This window comes from Streptomyces sp. NPDC093252, from assembly GCF_040683675.1.
Lineage (GTDB): Bacteria > Actinomycetota > Actinomycetes > Streptomycetales > Streptomycetaceae > Streptomyces.
The window spans coordinates 52,526-73,082 of sequence record NZ_JBFBEM010000025.1 but is presented as its reverse complement, the minus strand read 5'-3'; the positions used below and the strand labels follow the sequence as shown (position 1 = coordinate 73,082).

The 20,557-nt window shown below is 69.5% G+C and carries 17 protein-coding genes and 4 pseudogenes; 10 read left to right on the top strand and 11 right to left on the bottom strand.

Annotation, left to right across the window (positions count from 1 at the left end):
- Window positions 1-120: 120 nt before the first annotated feature.
- Both AB0O01_RS35565 and AB0O01_RS35560 read left to right on the top strand, forming a co-directional pair.
- Window positions 121-426: a hypothetical protein gene (locus AB0O01_RS35565; protein WP_365320122.1), complete on the top strand. Its 306-nt coding sequence runs from the start codon at window positions 121-123 to the stop codon at window positions 424-426.
- 559 nt (window positions 427-985) lie between these two features.
- Window positions 986-1,168: pseudogene (locus AB0O01_RS35560) on the top strand (IS110 family transposase); the annotation flags it as partial.
- Between the two features lie 695 nt (window positions 1,169-1,863).
- Here AB0O01_RS35560 and AB0O01_RS35555 read toward each other — a convergent pair.
- The gene (locus AB0O01_RS35555) at window positions 1,864-2,499 is read right to left on the bottom strand and encodes a TetR/AcrR family transcriptional regulator (protein WP_365320120.1); all 636 of its coding nucleotides are present in this window, start codon (window positions 2,497-2,499) and stop codon (window positions 1,864-1,866) included.
- Window positions 2,500-2,679: 180 nt separating this feature from the next.
- On the opposite strand from AB0O01_RS35555, the gene AB0O01_RS35550 reads away from it, so the two are divergent.
- The gene (locus AB0O01_RS35550; protein ID WP_365320118.1) at window positions 2,680-4,305 is read left to right on the top strand and encodes an FAD-binding oxidoreductase; all 1,626 of its coding nucleotides are present in this window, start codon (window positions 2,680-2,682) and stop codon (window positions 4,303-4,305) included.
- A 342-nt stretch (window positions 4,306-4,647) separates the two neighbouring features.
- On the opposite strand, the gene AB0O01_RS35545 is transcribed toward AB0O01_RS35550, so the two are convergent.
- Window positions 4,648-5,271, bottom strand: a complete 624-nt coding sequence (locus tag AB0O01_RS35545) for a hypothetical protein (protein ID WP_365320116.1) — start codon at window positions 5,269-5,271, stop codon at window positions 4,648-4,650.
- On the bottom strand, window positions 5,268-5,444 hold the full coding sequence (locus AB0O01_RS35540) for a hypothetical protein (protein WP_365320114.1): 177 nt from the start codon (window positions 5,442-5,444) through the stop codon (window positions 5,268-5,270). The genes AB0O01_RS35545 and AB0O01_RS35540 overlap by 4 nt, the downstream gene beginning before the upstream one ends.
- Before the next feature lie 213 nt (window positions 5,445-5,657).
- Here AB0O01_RS35540 and AB0O01_RS35535 point away from each other — a divergent pair, with 213 nt between their 5' ends.
- On the top strand, window positions 5,658-6,158 hold the full coding sequence (locus AB0O01_RS35535; protein WP_365320112.1) for an integrase core domain-containing protein: 501 nt from the start codon (window positions 5,658-5,660) through the stop codon (window positions 6,156-6,158).
- 422 nt (window positions 6,159-6,580) lie between these two features.
- Here the strand turns inward: AB0O01_RS35535 and AB0O01_RS35530 are convergent, their stop codons facing one another.
- From AB0O01_RS35530 to AB0O01_RS35520, 3 genes and pseudogenes are all read right to left on the bottom strand, one after another.
- A complete protein-coding gene (locus AB0O01_RS35530) occupies window positions 6,581-9,913 on the bottom strand; it encodes a M48 family metalloprotease (RefSeq protein WP_365320110.1) in 3,333 nt (1,110 codons plus the stop codon).
- Window positions 9,914-10,891: 978 nt separating this feature from the next.
- Window positions 10,892-11,674, bottom strand: a complete 783-nt coding sequence (locus tag AB0O01_RS35525) for a hypothetical protein (RefSeq protein WP_365320108.1) — start codon at window positions 11,672-11,674, stop codon at window positions 10,892-10,894.
- 47 nt (window positions 11,675-11,721) lie between these two features.
- Window positions 11,722-12,232 (bottom strand): annotated as a pseudogene (locus AB0O01_RS35520) (LysR substrate-binding domain-containing protein); the annotation flags it as partial.
- Between the two features lie 391 nt (window positions 12,233-12,623).
- Between AB0O01_RS35520 and AB0O01_RS35515 the strand changes: the two are divergent.
- The 4 genes from AB0O01_RS35515 (at window position 12,624) to AB0O01_RS35500 (ending at window position 14,879) form a co-directional block, all read left to right on the top strand.
- Window positions 12,624-13,001 carry a helix-turn-helix domain-containing protein gene (locus AB0O01_RS35515; protein WP_365320106.1) on the top strand — a complete coding sequence of 126 codons (378 nt, stop codon included), beginning with the start codon at window positions 12,624-12,626 and terminating at the stop codon, window positions 12,999-13,001.
- Entirely contained in the window at window positions 12,998-14,020 is a 1,023-nt protein-coding gene (locus AB0O01_RS35510; protein ID WP_365320104.1) for a transcriptional regulator, read from the top strand. The genes AB0O01_RS35515 and AB0O01_RS35510 overlap by 4 nt, the downstream gene beginning before the upstream one ends.
- Window positions 14,021-14,196: 176 nt before the next feature.
- On the top strand, window positions 14,197-14,604 hold the full coding sequence (locus AB0O01_RS35505) for a hypothetical protein (protein WP_365320102.1): 408 nt from the start codon (window positions 14,197-14,199) through the stop codon (window positions 14,602-14,604).
- A gap of 74 nt (window positions 14,605-14,678) precedes the next feature.
- The gene (locus AB0O01_RS35500) at window positions 14,679-14,879 is read left to right on the top strand and encodes a hypothetical protein (protein WP_365320100.1); all 201 of its coding nucleotides are present in this window, start codon (window positions 14,679-14,681) and stop codon (window positions 14,877-14,879) included.
- Here AB0O01_RS35500 and AB0O01_RS35495 read toward each other — a convergent pair.
- Window positions 14,876-15,499 carry a hypothetical protein gene (locus AB0O01_RS35495; protein ID WP_365320098.1) on the bottom strand — a complete coding sequence of 208 codons (624 nt, stop codon included), beginning with the start codon at window positions 15,497-15,499 and terminating at the stop codon, window positions 14,876-14,878. The genes AB0O01_RS35500 and AB0O01_RS35495 overlap by 4 nt on opposite strands.
- 152 nt (window positions 15,500-15,651) lie before the next feature.
- Between AB0O01_RS35495 and AB0O01_RS35490 the strand changes: the two are divergent.
- Window positions 15,652-15,864 (top strand): annotated as a pseudogene (locus AB0O01_RS35490) (cupin); the annotation flags it as partial.
- 51 nt (window positions 15,865-15,915) lie between these two features.
- Here the strand turns inward: AB0O01_RS35490 and AB0O01_RS35485 are convergent.
- The 4 genes from AB0O01_RS35485 to AB0O01_RS35470 form a co-directional block, all read right to left on the bottom strand.
- On the bottom strand, window positions 15,916-16,686 hold the full coding sequence (locus AB0O01_RS35485) for a DJ-1/PfpI family protein (RefSeq protein ID WP_365320096.1): 771 nt from the start codon (window positions 16,684-16,686) through the stop codon (window positions 15,916-15,918).
- A 38-nt stretch (window positions 16,687-16,724) separates the two neighbouring features.
- Window positions 16,725-17,729 (bottom strand): DJ-1/PfpI family protein, encoded by a 1,005-nt coding sequence (locus AB0O01_RS35480; RefSeq protein ID WP_365320094.1) that lies wholly within the window; start codon window positions 17,727-17,729, stop codon window positions 16,725-16,727.
- A 664-nt stretch (window positions 17,730-18,393) separates the two neighbouring features.
- Entirely contained in the window at window positions 18,394-18,792 is a 399-nt protein-coding gene (locus AB0O01_RS35475; protein ID WP_365320092.1) for a hypothetical protein, read from the bottom strand.
- Window positions 18,793-18,841: 49 nt separating this feature from the next.
- Complete coding sequence (locus tag AB0O01_RS35470; protein ID WP_365320132.1) at window positions 18,842-19,591, bottom strand: FHA domain-containing protein; 750 nt, start codon at window positions 19,589-19,591, stop codon at window positions 18,842-18,844.
- A 772-nt stretch (window positions 19,592-20,363) separates the two neighbouring features.
- Here AB0O01_RS35470 and AB0O01_RS35465 point away from each other — a divergent pair.
- A pseudogene (locus AB0O01_RS35465) lies at window positions 20,364-20,557 on the top strand (VCBS repeat-containing protein); the annotation flags it as partial.

Below are 20,557 nucleotides of genomic sequence, written 5' to 3'. Positions count from 1 at the left end.
CCCCACAGAAGGGCCCTCCCGTCCCCCGGGCCGGGTGGGCCCGGTCGCAGCCGTTGCGGTGCAGGTGGCCAATGAAGGCCGGGCAGTGTCCCCTGGATCACCACGTGAGGTAATTGGCCCATGAGCTACTTCATGTACGACGTCATGGGCGGGACGGTCGATGGGCCTGATCCGGAAGCGATGGGGCGAGTCCTGGACGGCTTGGCGAACGCCGACGACGAGCATCCGGACGTGTCGCTCTCACATGAGAGCGGGTGGTGCCTCAGTACTTTCCGTAGCGGTCTGCTGGTCTGGGAGAACACGGAGGACGGCTCGGTAGCTCCCGTGGAGATGCGAGAGGTCTCCCGCGAGGAGACTCTTCGGCTCTTCCGTCTGCTGGCGGAGGGCGACATTGCGTCGATCGAGGCCCTTTCCTGGCAGCGGTGAAGGGCCGTCAACCCCCTCAACCCGCTTCGAACCAGTGGGTGGTGGGCCACTCGGGCATCCATTCCGTCGCCGTTCGCCCCTCGAAAACCGCCACCAACCAGTCGTCGACCGGCTCGTCGAACTCACACCAGTCTGCCCAGTTCCTCCGGAAGACGGAGACGGTCCACCTGCCGTTGTCCCGCTTCTCCAGAAATAGTTTGTCACCTTCGATGGAATGACCCCAATGAAGCATCCCGCCCGCATCCGGCAGAACTGGTCTGGGAATTGTCGGATATAACCGTGATGCGTGAACACGTTGGGACTTCGTCGTCGTTTCCGCGTGCCGTTCGAGGCGTACGGTGACTGGCGTGGTCATTCGGCGAGGTGGGGAATTGTTTTCCACCGGAGCCAGGTCAGCATCTGGTCGAGCAGGTGCACTGCCCTTTGCCGAGCAGGGAGTTCGCGTGAGGTGGTTCTCCAGTAGGACGCGGTCAGCTCGTCGACCCGGGTGTGCAGTGGCTCTTCCGGGGCGGTGCCGGTGAGCAGTGCGAAGCGGAGGAAGCCGGAGCTCGGCCGGCTGTCGCTGGAACGGTTCCTGGGGCCGCGGTTGCAGCATCCGGCCGTCCTCACGCTGCTGCAACGGTTCGGGTCACCGGCCCAGATCCGCAAGGCCGGCCGTCGGCGGCTGATCACCCTGCTGCGGCCGAAGACGCCGAGGATGGCCGAGCGGCTGGTCGAGGAAATCTTCGCCGCCCTGGACAAGCACCACACCCAGGCCCTGCTCTGCCTCGCCCGGCGGCGGGCCGACGTCCTGTTCGCCATGCTCAGAGACGGCACCTTCCACGAACCCCGGACAACCGGAACGAAGTGAGGGCAACCAGCCTGCCTGCGAACCGGGATCGCAGGCGATGACAGCAGCCCTACATGTCGTGAACCTCCACGGAGAACCCCTTCGCAAGGACGGAGTTCAGGTGCTCCGCATGCGCACCCAGCCATTGGCGCGCGTCAGAGAACTTCGCCGTCAGTTCGACGAGCACATAGTCCTCGGCACCCTCTGTGGACCCACCACACACGCAGCAACGGAGACGCTCACTCACCGCACCCGTCCACTCCGATCCGTCCCCGCCCACTGCCACCGCCCCGTCATCAACATGCACGAGCACATCGTTCCAGACGCTCGAGAACAGCCCCATCCACCTTGACCAAAGGGATAGGGGCACCCCCCCCACCACCGCACACACGGGCCCACGCCCGGGCGGACCCGCGCCCGGACCCCGGACCACTCCGGCATCCGGGCTGGAAGTACGGCCTCGGGGGTCATGGGGTGCGGCGGCCGGCGAAGGGCTTTGTCGGTCCTGGTGGGTGGCTTACGGGGCGTCGGCTCCGGGACGGGTCTGAAGGCTTCTCACGGATAGCGCTCCATGGTCTGCGGCAAAGCTGAACACGACCGTCACCCCATCACGCCCGGTGGCCCGAGGCCAGGTCACCCCGGAGGTAGCGGGTGATCATGTCGACCAGTTCCCCCTCCAGCCTGTTACCACTGACGGCGTTCGGGGTCGCCAGGGTCATGTGAACGTTCATTTCCACCGTTCCCACGACGAGTTGAGCGGCGACGTCGAGATCCTGTACCCGGACGTCGGGATGGCGGGCGAGTACCTCGCGCACCCGGCGCTCCCGTGCTGTGCGGTGCCGGTCGATCGCCTCGCTCATCGTGCTGGAGACCGGCGTCTCCTCGATCATGATCCGGAGCAGTCGCGGGTCGTGGCGGTGGCGGTCGGTCGCGTCGCGGACCAGGCCCCGCACGGTCTCCTTCAGCGTGCCCGGAGCCAGGTCCGGTCCAGCGGCCGGCCAGGGGTCCTGGCCGATATGCCGGAGCAGCAGTTCCGCGAGGATCGCGTCCTTGTTCGGGAAGTACTGGTACAGCGAGCCGATGGACACGCGGGCCTGTTCGGCGATGCGGTTCGTGGTCCCCGCGGCATACCCGTGCCGGGCGAAAACGTGAGCCGCGGCGGCGAGAATCCGCTCGCGGGTGAGTTCGGCACGCACCTGGCGAGGCGTGCGACGTGGGGTGAGGCGCCGGTCGGCCGATGTCATCCCTTGATCCTTCCGAGGCGCGAAATGCGAGTAGCCAAAGAGGTGAGCCATTACTCACAATAGGGCCATGAACTGCGGAAACGCGAGGTTCCCCGAGGCGGGTGAGGCATCCGGGCGAGGCGGCGCCCCGTACCGCCCAGGGCGAGCAGGACGGCCCGCTCCCGGCTGAAAGGCCCTTCCATGCAGACGCGGCAGCACCCACCCGGACCGGACGGCCCGCGCCACCTCACGTCGGCCGAAGAGATCGACGCGGTGATCGGCCGCCCGGACACGATCACCCTGCGCAAGCAGATCGGCACCCTCGACGAGGGCTGCCGTACCGTCCTGGCCCACAGCCCGGTCGCGGCCCTCGGCTACCGGGACACCGACGGAACCGCCCGCACCACCTTCGTCGGCGGCGCGCCCGGCTTCGCGCGGGTCCACTCGCCGGGGCGGTTCTCCCTCACCGTCCCCGCGCCCGCCGTCGCACACGGTCCGGTCTCGCTGTTCTTCCTGCTGCCGGGCGTGGGCGAGGTGCTGAGGGTCAACGGCACCGCGGCCGTCCGCAGGAACGGGGAGACGGCCGTGGACGTCACCGAGGCATACGTGCACTGCGCACAGGCCGTCATCCGCTCCGGCCTGTGGGAGCCGCCCCGCCCCGCCCGGGCACCCCGGCCGATGGCGGGCGGGGGCCCGCTGACCGGCCCCGGTGTGGGCGACTTCCTCGCCGCCTCGCCCTTCCTCGCCCTGTCCACCTGGGACTCCGGCAACGGCAGCGACACCAGCCCGCGCGGCGACCGGGGGGCGGTGGCCCGTGTGCTCGACGGCCGTACCCTGGCCCTCGCCGACCGCAGGGGCAACCGGCGCGCGGACTGTCTGCACAATGTGCTCCAGGACGACCGGCTGTCACTCGCCGCCCTGGTACCCGGCCGCAGCGGCGTCCTGCACATCAGGGGACGCGGCGCGATCACCGACGACGCCGCGCTGCTGGAGACCATGGCCCTGCGCGGGACCCCACCCCACCTCGCCCTTCTCATCGACGTCGAACACGCCGAGGTGACCGGCAACGGCGCCGTGGCCGCCGCGCGCCTGTGGACCCCGGACGCCCGCACCGACCCCGGCCGGCCGCCCGACATGATGGCCCTGGGCAGCGCCCACCTCAAGGCCAACTCGGCGCAGCTCGGGCGGACATCCGCCTGGGTGGTCAGACTCCTCACCTCCGTCCCGGGGGCGAGCCGGCTGATGCGCGGCGCCGTGAACCGCGCCTACCTCTCCGCACTGCGCAAGGAAGGGTACGAGGACCTCCGGACCCCCGAGGCCGCCCCACCGGAGCCCGCGGGCCGCGCCGGGGCGGCGGAGAGCCCGCCGCGGGCCGTGCGCGTCCGTGAGATCCGCCAGGAGACACCCACCGTCCGCACCCTCGTCCTGGAGGACCCGGCCGGCGACGCCACACCCTTCGGCTTCCGCCCCGGCCAGTTCTTCACCGTGATCGCCGACGTGGCGGGCAGCGAGGTGCGGCGCGCCTACTCCGCCTCCTCCGCGCCCGGCGCGACCCGGCTGGAACTCACCGTCAAGCAGGTGGAGGGCGGGCTGTTCTCCACGTACGCCCACCACGGCCTGCGCCCCGGGGACCGGCTCGGCCTGCGCGGCCCGTCGGGCTCCTTCCACACCGGCGCGCACTCGCCCGGACACCTCGTGCTGATCGCGGGCGGCAGCGGTATCACCCCCGGGCAGCGGGCCGAGGGCCAGGTGCTGACCTGCGTCGGCTTCCCGCTGTCCGGGGTGACCCTTGAGATCGGGGACCCGCAGACCTCCGCGCCGACCTGACACCGGGTCACCTCGACGGACGCATCCCGCACATGGCCAGGCCCCCTGCCGTCCTGGACACCGGAAGAAGGACGCTCATGCCCAGAGCCGGCATCGATGCCGGCGACACCGTCCCCTCAAGGCGTCCCGCCCCGCCCCGCCTCCACCGTCACGGGTGACGGCGTCTTCGCCCGGGGGACGGCCGGGCCGCCCTCACCCTGGGGTCCAGGGGCCGGTGGTCCGGCCGCCCGCGTTCCACCACGGCTCCGACGGCCGCTCGCCCCCGGGGGGCGCCGGGGTGGAGCTGTAGCGCATGGCGGCCGAGGGCGCCCCGGCCCCAGGCGGCGGCTTCGGAGCGGGTGCTCAGCGGTAGAGCTGCTTCCCGACGATCGCGTTGTTGGGGAAGCGCGGGTCCCTGTCGCCGTCCCAGGCGACGCTCAGGGTGATCGCGCTTCCGGCGGAGCTGAGGGAGGGGGTGGCGTTGGAGGGGGCGGGGCCGCCTGTGGTCCGGCGCCAGCCCTGGAAGGTGTCGCCGCCGTCGGTCGACTGGTTCACCCAGACATTGAGGTCCCGGCCGGTGCGGGCCCGGGCGCTGGGGTCGTTGCGGTGGCCGGACCCGAAGGTGAAGCCGCCGCACTGCGCGGTCATCCGCTGCTCGGTGAGTTCACCGCCGACACGGACCCCGCTGATGCAGGCGGTGTTGCCCGAGGTCACCACGGTCGGCGATCCGGCCAGACCGGCGTCTCCGGGGACCCGCTTCCACGGCGTCCAACTGTTGGAGGACCGGTCCTGGAGGAAGCTGTAGTAGATCTGGCGGTCGATACCGGTGTGGAAGAGGGTGATCCGGCCCTGCCAGGAGATCATCGCCGGGGCGGAGTTCGCCTGGTGCCCCTGTGACACGGGCTGGAAGAGTCCCCCGTTGAAAGACCACCAGATCCGGTTGTCGTTCCCGATGACGGCGGTGTACTCGCCGCCCAGGTCGTTCACGACGCCGCGGCCTCGTCGCCCCGGGCGGAGCCTCCGCCGTTGCTCCACCCTCCTTCACCGACCGCCCCGGCGGGAGCGGCGCTGAAGCCGGTGACCATCGCCACGACGGCCGTGACGAGCGCCGCGGCGCGGGGCTTCCCGTGGCGGTAGCGCTCGGCCTCCAACGGTTTCATGCACTGGCCTCCGATGATCCGAATCACGGTGCATGACTCGGATCACGCCAGGCGGCAGATCCGGAACGAAGGTCACCGCGAGCGCACGGGTTCCGTCATCCCAGCGCACTCCCGTCAGCCGTCGGCTCCGGACCACGGCCCGCCCGCGCGGCAGGGCCGGGGGAAGCTGATGACGAGCCAGGTGGTCTCCCGTGACGGGAGTCCCGGTGGGAGATGGACAACAAGCTCGCAACCACCGGTGAGCGCAGGAACTGCAAACCGGTGATCGGCTGTTCCTTGGTCCACTCCGCGGTTGACGACCACTCCCGCCCGACCCACAGCGAGGTCCTGCCCGACGAACGCCGGCACACCACCGCGGGCTTCTGGCAACGGGCGAACGCGTCTTTCGCCGCCCACGGCATCACCGTCCAGCAGGTCCTCACCGACAACGGCTCCTGCTACAAGGCCAGGCTTGTCACCCGGACCCCGGCCACCGCCTGCATCACGCACAACAAGATCCGGCCCTACCGGCCGCAGACCAACGGCAAGCCCGAACGCTTCAACCGCTTCCTCCTGGACGAATGGGCCTACCAGCGGCCCTCCACCTCAAACGACGAGAGGACCGAAGCCCTGGCAGACTTCCTCCACACCTACAACCACCATCGCAGCCACACCACCCTCGGCGGACACCCACCCATCAGCCGCGTAAACAACCCTGCGAGTCAATACACCTAGGCCGTCCAGAAAGAAGGATCGGCACGCGCTTCTGGACCGACCGGGCCACCCGCCCGCGCCGACATCTTCGACTTCATCGAGACCTTCTACAACAGACGCCGCCTGCGCAGGCAGATCCACTGGGGCTATCTCACGCCCCACGAGACCCGCCTGCGCTACCGGCAAGACCAAGCCCTCGCGGCGTGTCCAGGATCCCGGGGAAACGTCGGTTTCCTGAGCACGCTGCCCGTCGACAGCGCTGGCCGAACCTGCTGTTCGCTGATGGCCCGCCACATGCTGCGCACGGCGCCCGACTCGGGCGGCTGACAGCGGTGCCGTCCAGGTCTTCGCGCGAACGGATCGTGAGGTAGTGAAGCCCACTCATCCGGCCTGAACGGGCAGAACACATCCCGGCGAGCGGAACGTCAGTGGGCAACACCGCCTCACGCTCCGTCTTTGGACGGAAACGCCATCGCGTCGAGCTTCTCCAGCACATCGGTGAGGGCGCCCACGCCGGCGCCCATGTCATCGAGCGACTGCTCAAAGCGCAGGCTGCGTTCCGCGTCCGTCGCGTACTTCGCGTCCTCACCCATGGCCATCGCGTCCTGGCAGGTACGGCTGCCGCTCTGGAGCTGGCTCAGCGCATCTGACCAGGGCTGCTGCAATTCCTTGAAGGGGACGGGAAAGTACTTCCGCGCTTGTGCGGCCCGCCCGCCGAGAGTGCCGCAGAGGCGACTGAACTTCGTTTCGTCCAGACGGATCTTCCCGTTGGTGTCCGGTTCCTGGTCGGCGGCCTCGGTGAGGGCGTCGCCGAGTGCGATGAAGGCGTCGCCCATGCCTTCGATCCGGTCGAGGCCGCCCTTGGTGAGCCATGCCGCCGCCTGCCATTCCCGTACCTTCGCGACCCGCGCCGTCTGCGGGGTGTCGAAGAGCTCGGCGAATCTCTGGTCCACGGCGGAGGACTGCGCCGAGTCGGCGTCGTCGGTGCGGGTCAGGACGGTGAGCAGGCAGGCGGGTACGCCCAGGACGAGGATGGTGCTCCGTCTCAGCACCGCGGGCCAGGGACGGATCTCCGGCGATGCCTGTGCCGAGGGCTGGGAGGGGGAGGCCGTCGGCCGGTGCCTGTGGGCGATGCGGCCCACCGCCGCGCCGGCCAACCCCGCGCAGGCCGAGAGGAAAACGATGGCGGTCAGCGACTGCGCGGCCGTCAGCTCCGCCGAGATCCGGCCGTTCTCCGGCAGCCAGTGGCAGCGGTCGCCGAGTTTGTTGAGTGGGCCGAGGCAACCGTCGGCAGCGGCCAGCGCGAAAACTGCCGCGTACGCCATGAACTGAACCACCTGTGCGGCGAGGAGAGCACGCAGCAACCAGTACCTGCGGGACACTCCGGCCACGACGGAGGCCGTGACCAGGCAGGCCCCCATGAGGGCCGCGATCTGCCACCACATGTGGACATACTGGAAAGCTCCCACGCGCTGATCAAAGGTGACCGGCCGCCGCGCCCGCAAGGCGTAGGCCGCCGCGGCGAGTCCGGCCCAGGACACCAGCCCGCCCGCGAGACCGGCCATCAGCGTCCTGCGCAGGCGAAGGCCGGTACCGCGCACCCGGACGTGCAGCAGCAGCGGGACGAGCGACATCAGGAGGGCCGCGGCAGCCAGCACCTCCCTGTTCAGCATTATCAGGACCGGTGAGACAGCGCTGATGACCGACAGATCGTGCGGATACAGCCCCCACGGCCCCGGGAACTCCTCCTTGATCAGGGCGGTGAGCGCTCCGTCGTGAACGGCGATGCCCATCGCCAGCACACGGCCCGTGCTATGCCACCAGTGCAGCCCGCCCCACAGCAGGGCCAGCGTCACCAGGAAATTCAGCAGGACCGTCGCGATGCGTAACAGCTTCCCGGGAAGGAGGAGTGTCAGTCGGCAGAACTGTGCCGTCCAGACCGCCGATACGACCGCGGTGACCATCAACGCCAACAAGTACACCGGCTGCGCGATCAGCCATTCGGTGCCGCTGTTCCCGCCGCCGCCGACGAAGGCGCCGACGACCAGACCCGCCCCGAGCCACAGCCCCGCGCGAACCCCGGTTTCCGTGCGCCGTCCGGCCGACCGGGCGGCTGAGGCAACGGAGCGCCTCAGGACGAGGAAGAGTACCGGAGTCACCAGCAACGCGGTCAACAGCGCACCGCCGGTGCCCCCGGACAGGCCGGGCACCACGAGAACCTCTTGGACGAGAAGAGATGCCCCCACACCGGTGAGCAACATCTCCAGGGCGCTCACCCTGGTTATCCGCCCAGGATCGTCCAGCACGCGCCTGCGCTCGGCCCACCGCGGATGAGTACGCAGCAACGCGATGACGCGGCGCAGCGGGGTGGCGACAGTACCGGGCTGGTCGGGATGATCCCAGCCTCCGAGACGGGCGCCCCATGCGACCGCCTGTATGTCGGCGTGGTGTTCGCGGCGGCGCAACAGGTCCGCACGAGCCAGGTGCACGAGCGCCACCAGCAGGAGCCCGGACAGCAGGGAGTAGGTGATGATGGAGGCCGCCCCGGGCCAGAACGGCGATGTGTCTCTGCCCAGCAGGCCGTTGGTCAGGAGTCGCCCCTGCTGAAAGAGGTAGGGCAGCAGCGCGAGTACGACGAAGACGCGCCACAGCGCGGTACTGCCGTAGGCGAAGTCCACGTCCCGGTTGCGGATATGGGCGAGTTCATGGAGGACGACGGTGCGGAAGCCGTCGGGATCGGTGCCGCGTCGGGCGACCAGTCCCGCGTGCAGGCATACGGTGTACCGTCCGGCGCTTCCGTACACCACGGCACCGGCAGTCGTCCGGGTCGGATCCACTCGGAAGCGCACACCGGGGGCGGTTCCGCTGAGCTCCCGCAGCAGGGCGAGTTCGTCCTGGAGACTCGTGTCGCGGCTCACCATCCCGACCGGCACGGTGCGGTTCTTCAGGTCACGCCGGCGCGGCAGCCACGCGTAGACGACGGCCGCGGCGGCGAGCAGGAAGAACGCCGCGACCAGGCCCTTCACATTGGGCACCGTCGGCACACCGGACATACAGGTTTCCAGTACCGTGGCATGGCGGACGCCCAGGAGCAGGTTGTCGAGATTTCCCCCGTTGGGGTCGACCCCGGCGGCCAGGAGACAGCCCAGGGCATCGCCCGGGGTGTCATTGGGACGGGGCGCCAGGACGGTGTCCAGCATCGTGATGCTCGACACGGCGACAAGGACCATCAGCAACACGAATCGGAGCCCCGTGTCGGTGACACCGGACCGCGGGCGCCAGGGCATCGCGTACCGCACCGGCCCGCCTAGGACGAGGCGGGTGAGGTGGGCGCGGCGGGGGGGTTCTCGAGGCGCGGAGACCTCGCCCGGCCCCGGCGGTTCCGTCGCCAGCCGGGCTATCACACCGTCCGCCAGCGCCTCGGCCTCTTCGCTGCTCATCCCCCGCTCCACCGCACGCTCCAGGACACGCTCCCGTACGCGGGCCAACTGGGCTTGGTCCAACGCAGGGAGCTCCACGGGGGGTTCGCCCGGCCCGAGGCGCAGGCTCCAGCGCACCCGTCTGCGCCACCGCTCCATCAGGCTGTCAGTGGCGGCGTCGAGCCCCCGGCGGGCGACTTGGTCAAGGACCAGCCAGACAACCGGGGTGACGAGCGCGGCCGCCTCGGCGAACCCGAACCCGAGCGGCTCCCTGCGTCGCCCTTGTCCACCGAGCACCCGGACCGCCCGCTCGTCATCGAATCGCAGCAGTCCTTCGACGAGGGGCAGTTCGTGCACCGCGTGCTGGGCTACCACCGCTTGGACGACGTCCCGGACTCTTCTCACCCTCAACTCCCCCCGCCTGTAGGGGTTTTGGCTAGCCTCCACCCCATACGGTCAGTATGCAGCGCTGTGCCTCCCGCAACCAGAGCGCCGTGCTGTTCGAGGGTCGATCCGCACCGGGGCCACGAGTCGACGCTCGCGATCACCAACTGGGCGAACGACTGTGCTTTGACAACGCGTGATTGCGACGCCGGCATCTGCAGTTCAGGATCGGCACCGGGAGCAGTTGGCCGTCGTTCCGTCGTCGATCAACGACAAGATCACCTCCCTCAGGGTCTGCTGACGGTACGGCCCGTGCCCCGAAGGGGCCGCCCGACCACGGGCGGCCCCTTCGCTTCCGCCCTGGAGCGGATCAACGCCCCCATCAGCGCCTCAATCCACCGTCGGGCAAGATCCGGCACCACGCGGCCAGCAGAACCGGGTACACCGCGCGGGCGATCCAGTGCACTCACCCGGTGAACGCCTCCCCGTACTTCTCCGGTGGGGCGGGCGCGAGTTCCTGCATCCCGGCGACCCCGCCCCCGCTGCGGTGCACGTCCCGCGCGGGCAGGGCCGCATCGGGGCCGGGGTGCCGAACAGGCCGAGGATCCCGCCGGGCGCGGTCAGCACGGCCGCCCGGCCGGTGTCCCCGGTACTGTCGATCACCAGAGCGGTGGGCTGTACCGCCTCCGGGTGGGTGAGGGTGGCGTACGGGGCGCGGCCAATCGGCGCGTAGCGGCGGCCGGTGACGACGCCGATCCGGTCGGCGCCGCGGCGGCGGAGCTCCAGGACGCAGCCGAGGGCGACGGGCCCGGAGCCGATCACCGTCGGCGGGCCGGTATCGGGGACGGTAGGGATGCGGCCGAGGCCGAGGTGGGCGATGTGCTGCAACCAGGGCGGCGGCAAGCACGGTGACCGGCACCGCGGGGTTGGGGTGCACGACGTCCGAGGCCATCAGTCGATCACTCGGACCCGGACGATGCGGGCGACGCTGCGGGTACCAGGTTGGCGTCGGAGATCCGGAAGCGGCGGCCGACGAGGTGCGGGTCCTGAGGACCGCCCGTGCGTACACCGGGCAGCCGGCGTTCGAGCACGAGGAACCGCTCCGTACGGGAACGGATCATCCGGCGCATCTCCTCCACGGCCTCGACGCGGGTGCGGTGTTCCCGCCCGTTCCAGGATGACCAGCAGGTTGTGTATCCCACCGCGGGCTTCTTCCTTCTCCGCGGAACAGAGGTCGTTGTGGATGGTGTCCACCTCTGCGGCGATCGCCAGCATCTCCGCAGCCCATGAGCTGGCGTGGATCGGTCCGGGCACTTCGAAGCGGCCGATCCGTTCGGCGAGGTCCACCGTCGGAAGGACACCGATGGTCTCCCGGCGCAACCGCAGATGCTCCTCCACCGTGAGCATGACATCGCGGTGCCGGTGTACCGCCTCGGTGACATACCCCTGGAGGTAGGCACGCCAATGCCCTGCCGCACGATGGCGCCAGGAAGAGGACATCCCCTCACCGCTGCGCCGCCACAGATCGGAGAAGGCCCGCACGACGGGCACGGCGGAACGCCTGGCGGGCCGCCGCAGCACCTCCATGGTGCTGCACACAAGGGCCTGGGCCCCGGCGGGGTCCGTACCGCTCGGACCGTCGAAAAGGTCGTCGAAAGCAAAGAACCAGCTCATCAGGTCGACGCCGAGGTCGAGGTCCGCTCCGGTGGCGTCGGGGTAGAAGCGCGACGCCAACTCCGCGTACTGCGTGCCCTCGTGTCACCGTACGGCCTCCTCGTCGTTCAGCAGACCGTGCCAGCGCGGACGACCGGTTCAGCCAGTTCTTGCGGCAGCCGGGCCAGGAGCAGGCGCCGGGTCTCCCGCGGGCCGCCACGCACCGGCAGGACACGCACGCCGGGCGATGCGGCCGCAGCCAGCGCGGAGGGCACGGTGGTGACTCCGCGGCCGACCGCGACCAGGTGCAGTTTCGCCAGCCAGTCCCAGGCGGTGTGCGCGATCTCGGGCCGCTCGTCCAGGCCCGGCCACACCCCCAGGAGGCGGTCCGCACCGGACGAGGCACCGGCGATCCACCGCTGTCCCCGCAGGTCGGCCATGTCGACGTAGTCACCGCGGGCCAGCGGCTGCGCTGCGGGCACGCCAGGCACAGGGCACGCTCGGTGAGCGTCTGCACCTCCAGAGGCGGGGACTCGGCATCCGGGGCACGAAACGGCGGCGCCGACGACAGCAGGGCGAGATCGACGCTGCCCGCCCGCAGAGCGCGCACAGGGCCGGGTTGCCGCCTTCGCGGCCGACCCCGGGGCGCCGCACAGCCTGCGCGCTGCCCAGGCCGACCCGCAGGACCTCCCCGGGGTACGCCTTCCCGACCGGTGGACCGCTATGCGCTCCGGCTCCGGCATCGCCCTCGGCCCTGGGCCGCATTGTCAGCGGGGCGCTCCCCCACCGTACGTGCCCTTCTCATCGCTTCGGCGAATCCCTCGTCTCTGCGGCGACGCTGATAGATCGCTGCCAGCGTCACTCTCACCGCTACCGGCCGCTCCGACCACCGTCGCGCCGGGCTCGCTCAGCGCCTCCAGAAACCCCTTGGGGCCGCGCCCTGCACTTCGCTGCGCGCCGCTGACAGCGGGCCCGCCGACTCCTACGCTGGTCCGGTCCCTGCCCGGTGCCCGGCCCTGGGGGAGGACTCGTGCGCCCCGACCTGACCGTCCCGCACGAACTGTGGGACCGCCCCGCGATGCGCCGCGCCCTCACCGAACGCGATATCGGCACCGTCTTCCGTCTGGTCCGCCAGTACACGGGGGCCAGTCAGAGCAGACTCGGCGCCGCGACCGGGCTCGCCCAGTCGGACATCGGCGCCATCGAGCGCGGGGTTCGGGCCGTGACCAGCGCCGGCGTCCTCGGCCGCGTCACCGCCGGGCTCGGCATCCGCCCGGCCTCACCTCCCAGGCCACACCCCCGGCTGCAACCCGCACAGGTGGAACCACACGCTCCGTCCCCGCAAGTCCCACGGCCGCCACTAGGGTGGGCGCGGCACCCGGCCCGGCGGACACGGAGGACGATGTGAAGCAACGTGACCTCGTGACCGGTGCCATGGGCATCGCCGCCCCTGTCCTGGCCGCCTCGCCGACTCGCGCCACTGGGGCCGTGGCGCCGACAGCCCTGCTGGAGCAGGCTCTGTTCGAACCCCCCGCCGCCCGGCCCGTCCCGTACGCCGACCTGGTCCACAGGCTCGCCAGGGCACGCGCGGCCTTCAGCACCACCCGATACCAGGACCTCGGCCAGGCCCTGCCACCCCTGATCGCCACAGCAGCGGCCACCCGCGATCACACCCGCCCCGGGCACGCCCGCGACCAGGTCCACGCTGCCGTCGCCCGCGCCTACGTGCTGGCCACCGAACTCGCCGTCAAGGACTCCTCCGAATCGGCGTGGGCCGCCGCCGACCGCGCCAGCGGCGACCCCCAGGTCATCAGCGAGGCCGCGCGGATGGGCGCGATCACGTTCCGCCGGGCCGGCAAGGGTGAGGAAGCCGCCGGATTCCTCACCCGCACCGCACTCACATTCGACCACCACCGCGGTGACCCTCCCCCGGCCGTGCTGGCGGCGAAGACCTGCCTGCTGCTGACCGCCGGATACACCGCCGCCTGCAACGGACATCGCAGCACCGCCCTCGCTCTGGTCGACGAAGCCGACGAGACCGTCCAGCGCATTCCGGGCGACCAGCCCCAGCAGGGCCTGTTCACCATCACCGCCAGCCCCGCCCAGGTCGACCTGTACCGCATCGGAGTCCACACCCGGCTCGGCACCCCCGACGACGCCGTCACCCACGCACGCCGCATCAACGCCGACCACCTCCCCACCCCCGAACACAAGGCCCGCTACCACACCGACAGCGCCCGCATGTGGCACAGCATCGGCCACCCCGACCAGACGTACGCCCACCTCCGCGCCATCGAACACATCGCCCCGGAAGAACTCCGCCGCCCCTCCCTGCGCGCCCTCACCACCGACCTGCTGTACTCCCCGCAGCCCCAGAGACTGCCGGACCTCCGCGCCTTCGCCGCCCGCCACAACGCCCTCGGCTGAAGAGGCCGAGCCACCACAGGAGGACGCAGATGGTATTTGAGGGATTTCCGACAGGCGGCTGGCGCGGGAAAGTGGTCCCGGTGACCAGACCTGCCAACACTCCGGCTGTTCTCGTCGTCCGGTCGCGGGGGCCGGTCACTGGATTCTTCGTCCATCCGGTCATCGATACACGCGGTATGTACGACGAAGACCCGATGCTGCTCCAAACCACCGGTACCGCACCCATCCAGTTCGTCCTGCCGGCCAAGTACACCCATGTGAAAATTCAACGCGGAAGCAGCGAGGGAAACGGCTTCGCCAGGTGGCATCTGGATCGGGTTGCCATAGACGACCTACGCCCGCTGCGGGGAAGAGTCACCGGAACCGGGGGAGAGGTTCTCGCCTGGCGGGGTGAAGAACGCAGCATACGATTTGATTTTCCAGCCTACAAACACGGTCACCGCAGTCTGGAATTCTTCTCTTTCGAAAACGGCGAGAGAATCTCCATGGATCGCGAGGGAAGCACACGCGGAACCGCTGTCATCCCCGGACCTGGCTTTATCAGAATCCAGGCAGTTCAGGGGTGGAAGATCGAGGCCGACTGATCGCAGGAGCAGCCAGCCGAACAGCCCTTCACGAGAAATCTCGTGAAGGGCTGCCGTCATGAGGGAGAGGACGCATGGGAGCCTACGAAGATTTCGGGAAACGACTGGGCTACGCGGAAGAGAACATCAGCCCCATCAAAGCCGAACTCGTCAGCGTCGCCCACTCGACCAATATTGTCAAACCAGAAATCAACGGCATGGCCACGGAGTTCATTGTAGCGCATTTCGACCCGAAGCTCTTCAACATGGAGAAGACGCTTTTCGACGTCGACTAATATCTCGATGTAAAGAAAAAGGACTCCATGGGTTGACGCTGAAGAAGCGCATCGACAAAATCCTCGGGGACAGCGGGGCGGATGGCGGAGAGTTCATAGCGGACCACGAAAGGCGGATAAAGAAGGCACAGGCGACCGCAGACCAAGCCCGACGGACCGCCGACGGCACGAACAAGAAGCGGACTTGGTGAACGTCGTGCGCCCCATCGCCCCGGCCGTCCCACGGCTCGGCGAACCAGCCCTTTCGTGTCTGCGCGGGCCTGGGCGACGCGCTGGCCAGCGCCCAGATCGATGATGCTGACCCTCACCCGGCACCCGTGGCGCGGTGCCTTGACGATGCCTGCCCGGGTCGCCGCGTGGGAACCGCGCCGTGCGGTGATCGTGTCGTGCTCGACCGGGTCGTCGCTGTAGACGGAGGTCGCGAGATCGATGCGGGGGTGCTCGAGCAGCTTCCAGTGAGCGTCACGGACCCGGACGAGGTTGGAGAACACCCGCATGCGCAAGCCCGCCCGCAGTGCGTATTCGAGGATGATGGCGAAGTCCGGATGCCGGGTCAGTTCCCCGCCGATCAAGTGGCTGCTGGTCGTGCCAAGGGCGGCTGCCTCGTCGATCAGCGGCACCAGTCCGCGCCGGACATACTGCCATGATCGCGGGAGGGTCCCGCTTGGGCGTAGCAATGGGCGGGGCAGGTGACCTGGCACTGCCTGGTGATCTCCAACGACACGGACCGTAACGGGGCGGGGGCCTCCGGTGCGGTCGTCATCCGACAAGCGTACCGGTCGGCGGCCTGCACGCCTTCAGGAATGTGACCGGCGAGCCCATGTCCATGCTCATGCTCTTCTCCCCGGGCGCGCCGCGCGAGGAGTACTTCGAGCGCGTCGCGGAGATGCCGCGGCACGGCGGCGAGGAACTCAAGCAGTTCCGCGTCCGGCACGACAGCTACTTCCTCTACTTCCTCGAAGACTTCCGGCCCGGGGTGGAGTAGGCAGTGGTCCGGGGCGCGGGGCGGTCCTTGCCGGGGCGAGCCCGGTTTCGGCTACACCTGCGACGCGGCCAGCAACTCCAGCGCCCTTTGCTTGAGTTGAGGGCCGGCTTGTGTGGCGTTGCCGGAGTCGAAGGGGGGCTGGGGGTCGTATTCGACGGCGAGCTGGATCGCTCTGGCCGTGTCCTCGTCCGTGATGAGGGAGGCGAGGTACAGGGACATGTCCACTCCCGCCGACACTCCCGCGGCGGTGATGATCTTCCCTGAGCGTACGTAGCGCTCCGGCAGGTAGGTCACGTCGTAGGTGGACTGGAGGTACTCGGCGGATGCCCAGTAGGTCGTCGCCCGTCGTCCGTCCAGCAGTCCGGCCGCGGCGAGGATGATGCTGCCGGTGCATACGGAGGCCGTCCACCGGCTGTGCCGGTGGATCCGGCGGATCCAGCGCAGGAGCGCCTCGTTGTTCATCGCGGCGATGGTGCCGCGGTTGCCGGCGCCGGGGACGAGGAGGACATCGAGGCGGTCCACTTCGTCGATGGACCGGTCAGCGACCACGGCCACGTCCGCGGTGTCCGTGCGGACCGGGCCGCGCCGTTCGGCGATCATCGTCACGGTCGCGTCCGGCAGCCGGGACAGCACCTCGGCCGGGCCGGTCGGGTCCAGCAGGCCATAGCCGTCGTACAGGAGGATTCCGATCTTCGGTCCCGTCCTTGGTCCGGTCCTTGGTCCGGTTTTCGGTCCGGTGGTCGGTCCCGTGTCGGCCTGCGGGGCGGCGTGCGCCGCCTTGGCCGTAGCCGTAGCCGTGGCGGCGAGAGCGGCTGTGGCCACGGCTGAGCGGAGGACGGTTCTTCGTGTCGTCGGTTGCTTCATGGGGCGGGAGTCTTCTGCTTCGGGGTGACGCGCGCAGCCGGCATGTCCGGATTCCTGCGAAGCGTGTCCCCCGTGACGCCGTAGTGGTCGAGGAACGCCTGCCGCAGGGTTTGTGCCGACCCGAATCCGCAGCGCCGGGCGATCGCCGCCATGGACAGTCCGCTGGATCGGGCCAGGTGGACCGCCGCGTCGGTACGTGCCGCGCGTACGGCCCGTGCCGGGGTCGTGCCGAGATGTGCGGTGAACAGGCGCGCCAGGTGCCGGGGGCTGACGCCCGCCCGCGCCGCCAGGGCGGTCGGGGTGAGGTCTTCGGCCAGGTGACCGGATATGTGCCCCATCAGGTCCCGCACCAGGCGGTCCTCCGGCGGTGGCGCGGCCAGGAACAGGGAGATCTGGGCCTGATCGGCCGGGCGGTGCAGGTGCGTGACGAGTTCCCGGGCGACGGCGCGGGCCAGCGTCGGGCCGTGGTCGTCCTCGATCAGGGCCAGCGTCAGATCGAGTGCGCTCGTGACGCCGGCCGAGGTGTAGACGTCGCCGTCGCGGATGTAGAGCGGGGCCACGTCCACGGCCACGGCGGGATGACGCTCGGCGAGTCGCTCGCCCCAGCCCCAATGGGTCGTCGCCCGCCGATGGTCCAGCAGCCCGGCGGCGGCGAGCACATAGGCACCGGTGCAGACGGAGGCGACCCGTCGGCTGAGGCCGGCCAGCCGGCGTACCTGGCCCAGCAGGCGCTCGTCCGACGCCGCGTCCTCACAGCCGATGCCGCCCACCACGAACAGGGTGTCCAGACGCCCCGCGACCGTCTCCAGCCGCTGCCCGGCTGCCATCAGGATCCCCGCCGAGCTACGGGCGGCCCGACGGCCCAGGGTCCCCAGCTCGATGGAGTACGGCGGCTCGGCGCCGTAGCGGTTGGCGATGTCCAACGCGCCGCTGGGACAGGCGATGTCGAGGATCTGCACGTCGTCGTAGGCGATGATCAGCACGCGCCGCTTGTTGTCCATGGTCTGATACCAGCACATCCCCCGACGCCGCCGGACCGCCGTCGCGGCGTCTGTCACCGGCGGGCGGCGTCGGGGTCGTCGTTCTGCGGTCGCATCAGATTCACGTCCTCACCCGATGCGTCGCGTCCAGCACCGCTCCATGCCCGGCCCACCGGGCCGCTGTCTCCACCTGGGCGAAGAGACCGCGTTGGGGGCGTGCGTCGCTGATCGCAGGAACTCACCCAGCTCATGGGTACGGGGAACAGTGGATCGACGTCCCATCCTGCCAGTCTGCGCGATCCCGCCCGGTGTACCTGGTACTGGCTCTCCTGGGCAGGGCGTCCTCGACGGTGATGCCGGTGGCGCACCCATCCACGAACCGCAGGTCACCGGCAGCAGGCCGCCCCCGAACCGGGCGACGGCCTGCGACAGGCCCGTCCCTCGCACCTTCACCCGCCGCAACGGATCTCGAAGTCCATCGCATTCCTTGAGCTGGGGTATTGCGGCGACCGCTGGAACCTTGGTGTTGATTCCGGGGGCATTCCATACTCGGGCCGGGCAGGCTCATCACGGCGGGCGGCCGGGCCGAACCGGCATGGCATGGCATGGCATGGCATGGCATGGCATGGCATGGCATGGCATGGCATCAAGGGTCTCTGAGGCGAAGCGTAGTCGCGCATGTGCCTTACAGCAGCGCCAGAACACTCGCTGCGGACGGCCCCACCCAGTGCGCGATCGAACTGAGGGCTCCCACCACAGAAGCCCCCGCAGAGGCGAGAACTCCTGCGGCCTGCAACCTGGTGGTGAATGCCTCAAGGCTGCGTGCGGCTCCTTCACGGTCGGGTTTATCGCGGTCCAGTGCGAACCCGACGGCGTGGAGTTCACCCTCAGCGGTCCGCCGCTCCTGGGCGTTGAGTCTCAGCCCGTCCAGGGCCTGCCGCAGTGCGTCAATCTCCGAGAGCAGCCACTCACGATCCGCTTGGTGCACGGTCTGATCACGGCCGGTCACATACTGCTGTCCGCTGCCCGCGTTCACGGGGCCTCGCACGTCGCCAAAGTGGTAGCTGTCGCCGGTCATGATCATCAGTACTCCGTGACTTGCTCAGCGGCCGGGGAGGGCCGGGTGTGGCTGATCAGAGTTGTCTCGGGCGGCGTATCCGGTTGCGGTACTCGATCTCCTCCAGGCGTTTGCGGGCAGCCCTCGACATTCCCCGGCCGATGGTGGACAGCACTCCCCCGAAGAAGAAGGCGCCCGATCCCAGGGCAATCATCGGCACTCCGAACAGCTTCTTCTCAGCGTAGGGATTCTCCTCAGGCATGTCGGGGCCGACGCCGACAATGAAGCTGAGGACGACGTACCCGAAGAGGACGAATCCGGCCATCGCGATCACAGACCCGAGGATCGTATGGAAACGGCCGAACCCCTGGCCTTGGAAGACCTCGTCGGTGTCGTTGTGATCAGCGTGAACGATCACCCGGCGGTCATCCCCGTAGATGTCCCGTGCCGCAACGAACTGGTCCCGTCCCGCCACATACTGCTGCCCGTTGCCTGCGTTGGCCGGGCCATGCACATCGTGAAAGCCGTAACTCGCCGTCGGGCGCGGTACCTGCGGCCAGGAGAATCGCAACTCCGCGACGCCGACTCGCAGCCGGTCGCCATCGCGAAGCGTCAGCGAGCCGTGGAGCCGCCGTCCGTTGACGTACGTGCCGTTGGTCGAGCCCAAGTCCTGGACAACGACGTTGTTCCCGGCGCGGGTGAGTGAAGCATGCCGTCGGCTCACTTCGTCCTGTTCAAGCCGGACTCTACTGACCGGCAGTTTGCCGATCTCGCAATACCCATCCGGAATGTCGAAGACCCCTCCGGCAGGCCGGCCGGAGGTCACGATCAATCGCGGTGGTGAAGCTGAGTCTTCAGGCACGCCAGCCCCCCGGTGAAGCATCGCTTCTCGTACATGGTGAGTCGACGCGCGCGAAGCCACAAGCCCTGCGGCGCATACTGCCACCCCGTCCCCGAGGAAGCCGCCAACGCGTCACTGGCCCAGGCGGTGACCTCCGCGTTCCGCGAACCCCGACCGCCGCCTTCACCATCTCCGCCGATGTCACCGCCCTGCGGATCGAGGGATGGGGGCGGGCGGCGGCTGCGGAGGGCAGGCAGGTCCGTGGTCAACCGCGCGGCCTTCGTGCATGAGATACCAGGCACTGGTCGACAGGCGACAGGCGTCGTGGTGTGCCGCAGCGTCGGCAGAGGCTACGGGTGCGCGTGGTGGCGCTGTTCATGTACGGCGGTGGGCCACCGCCACAGAGCGGGCCGGACGGGTAAATTCCAGGTGTCGCCTGCTGTACTGCCGGGGACGGGGATGCGCCAGCGCCTGCACTATGGGCCGTGTACTTCCTGCGCGTCACTATGGCCTTCGGCCTTCCCTCCGCGCAGGTTTCGCTGCACGAACCACTGCAACGGCACGGTCACTTGGCATCAGCGTCTCCGGCTGCACCAGCGCCGCCGCGACGGCGATTTCGGTCTGCGCGTCGCCAGCGGCTGGTCTGGCCCAAGGCTGAGTGGGGGAAAGAGGCATGTCAGGAGATTGCCAGGGCACCACCGCACCCTGCACGCGAGCCCGCCCGTACCGGCATCACAAGCCTACTTACGGAGGAACAGTGATTTTCAAGCGACTGACTGGGGTGGTTACCTCTGTCCTGCTCGCCGTCGGCCTGCTGCTGCTTGCTCCCTCCGCGGCTCAGGCGGTGACCGGCGCTTTCACACCCTTCGGCATCGCCGACTGGGACCGCGACGGCCGACAAGACATCATCACCCGCAACGACACGACCGGCGACCTCTGGCTCTACCCCGG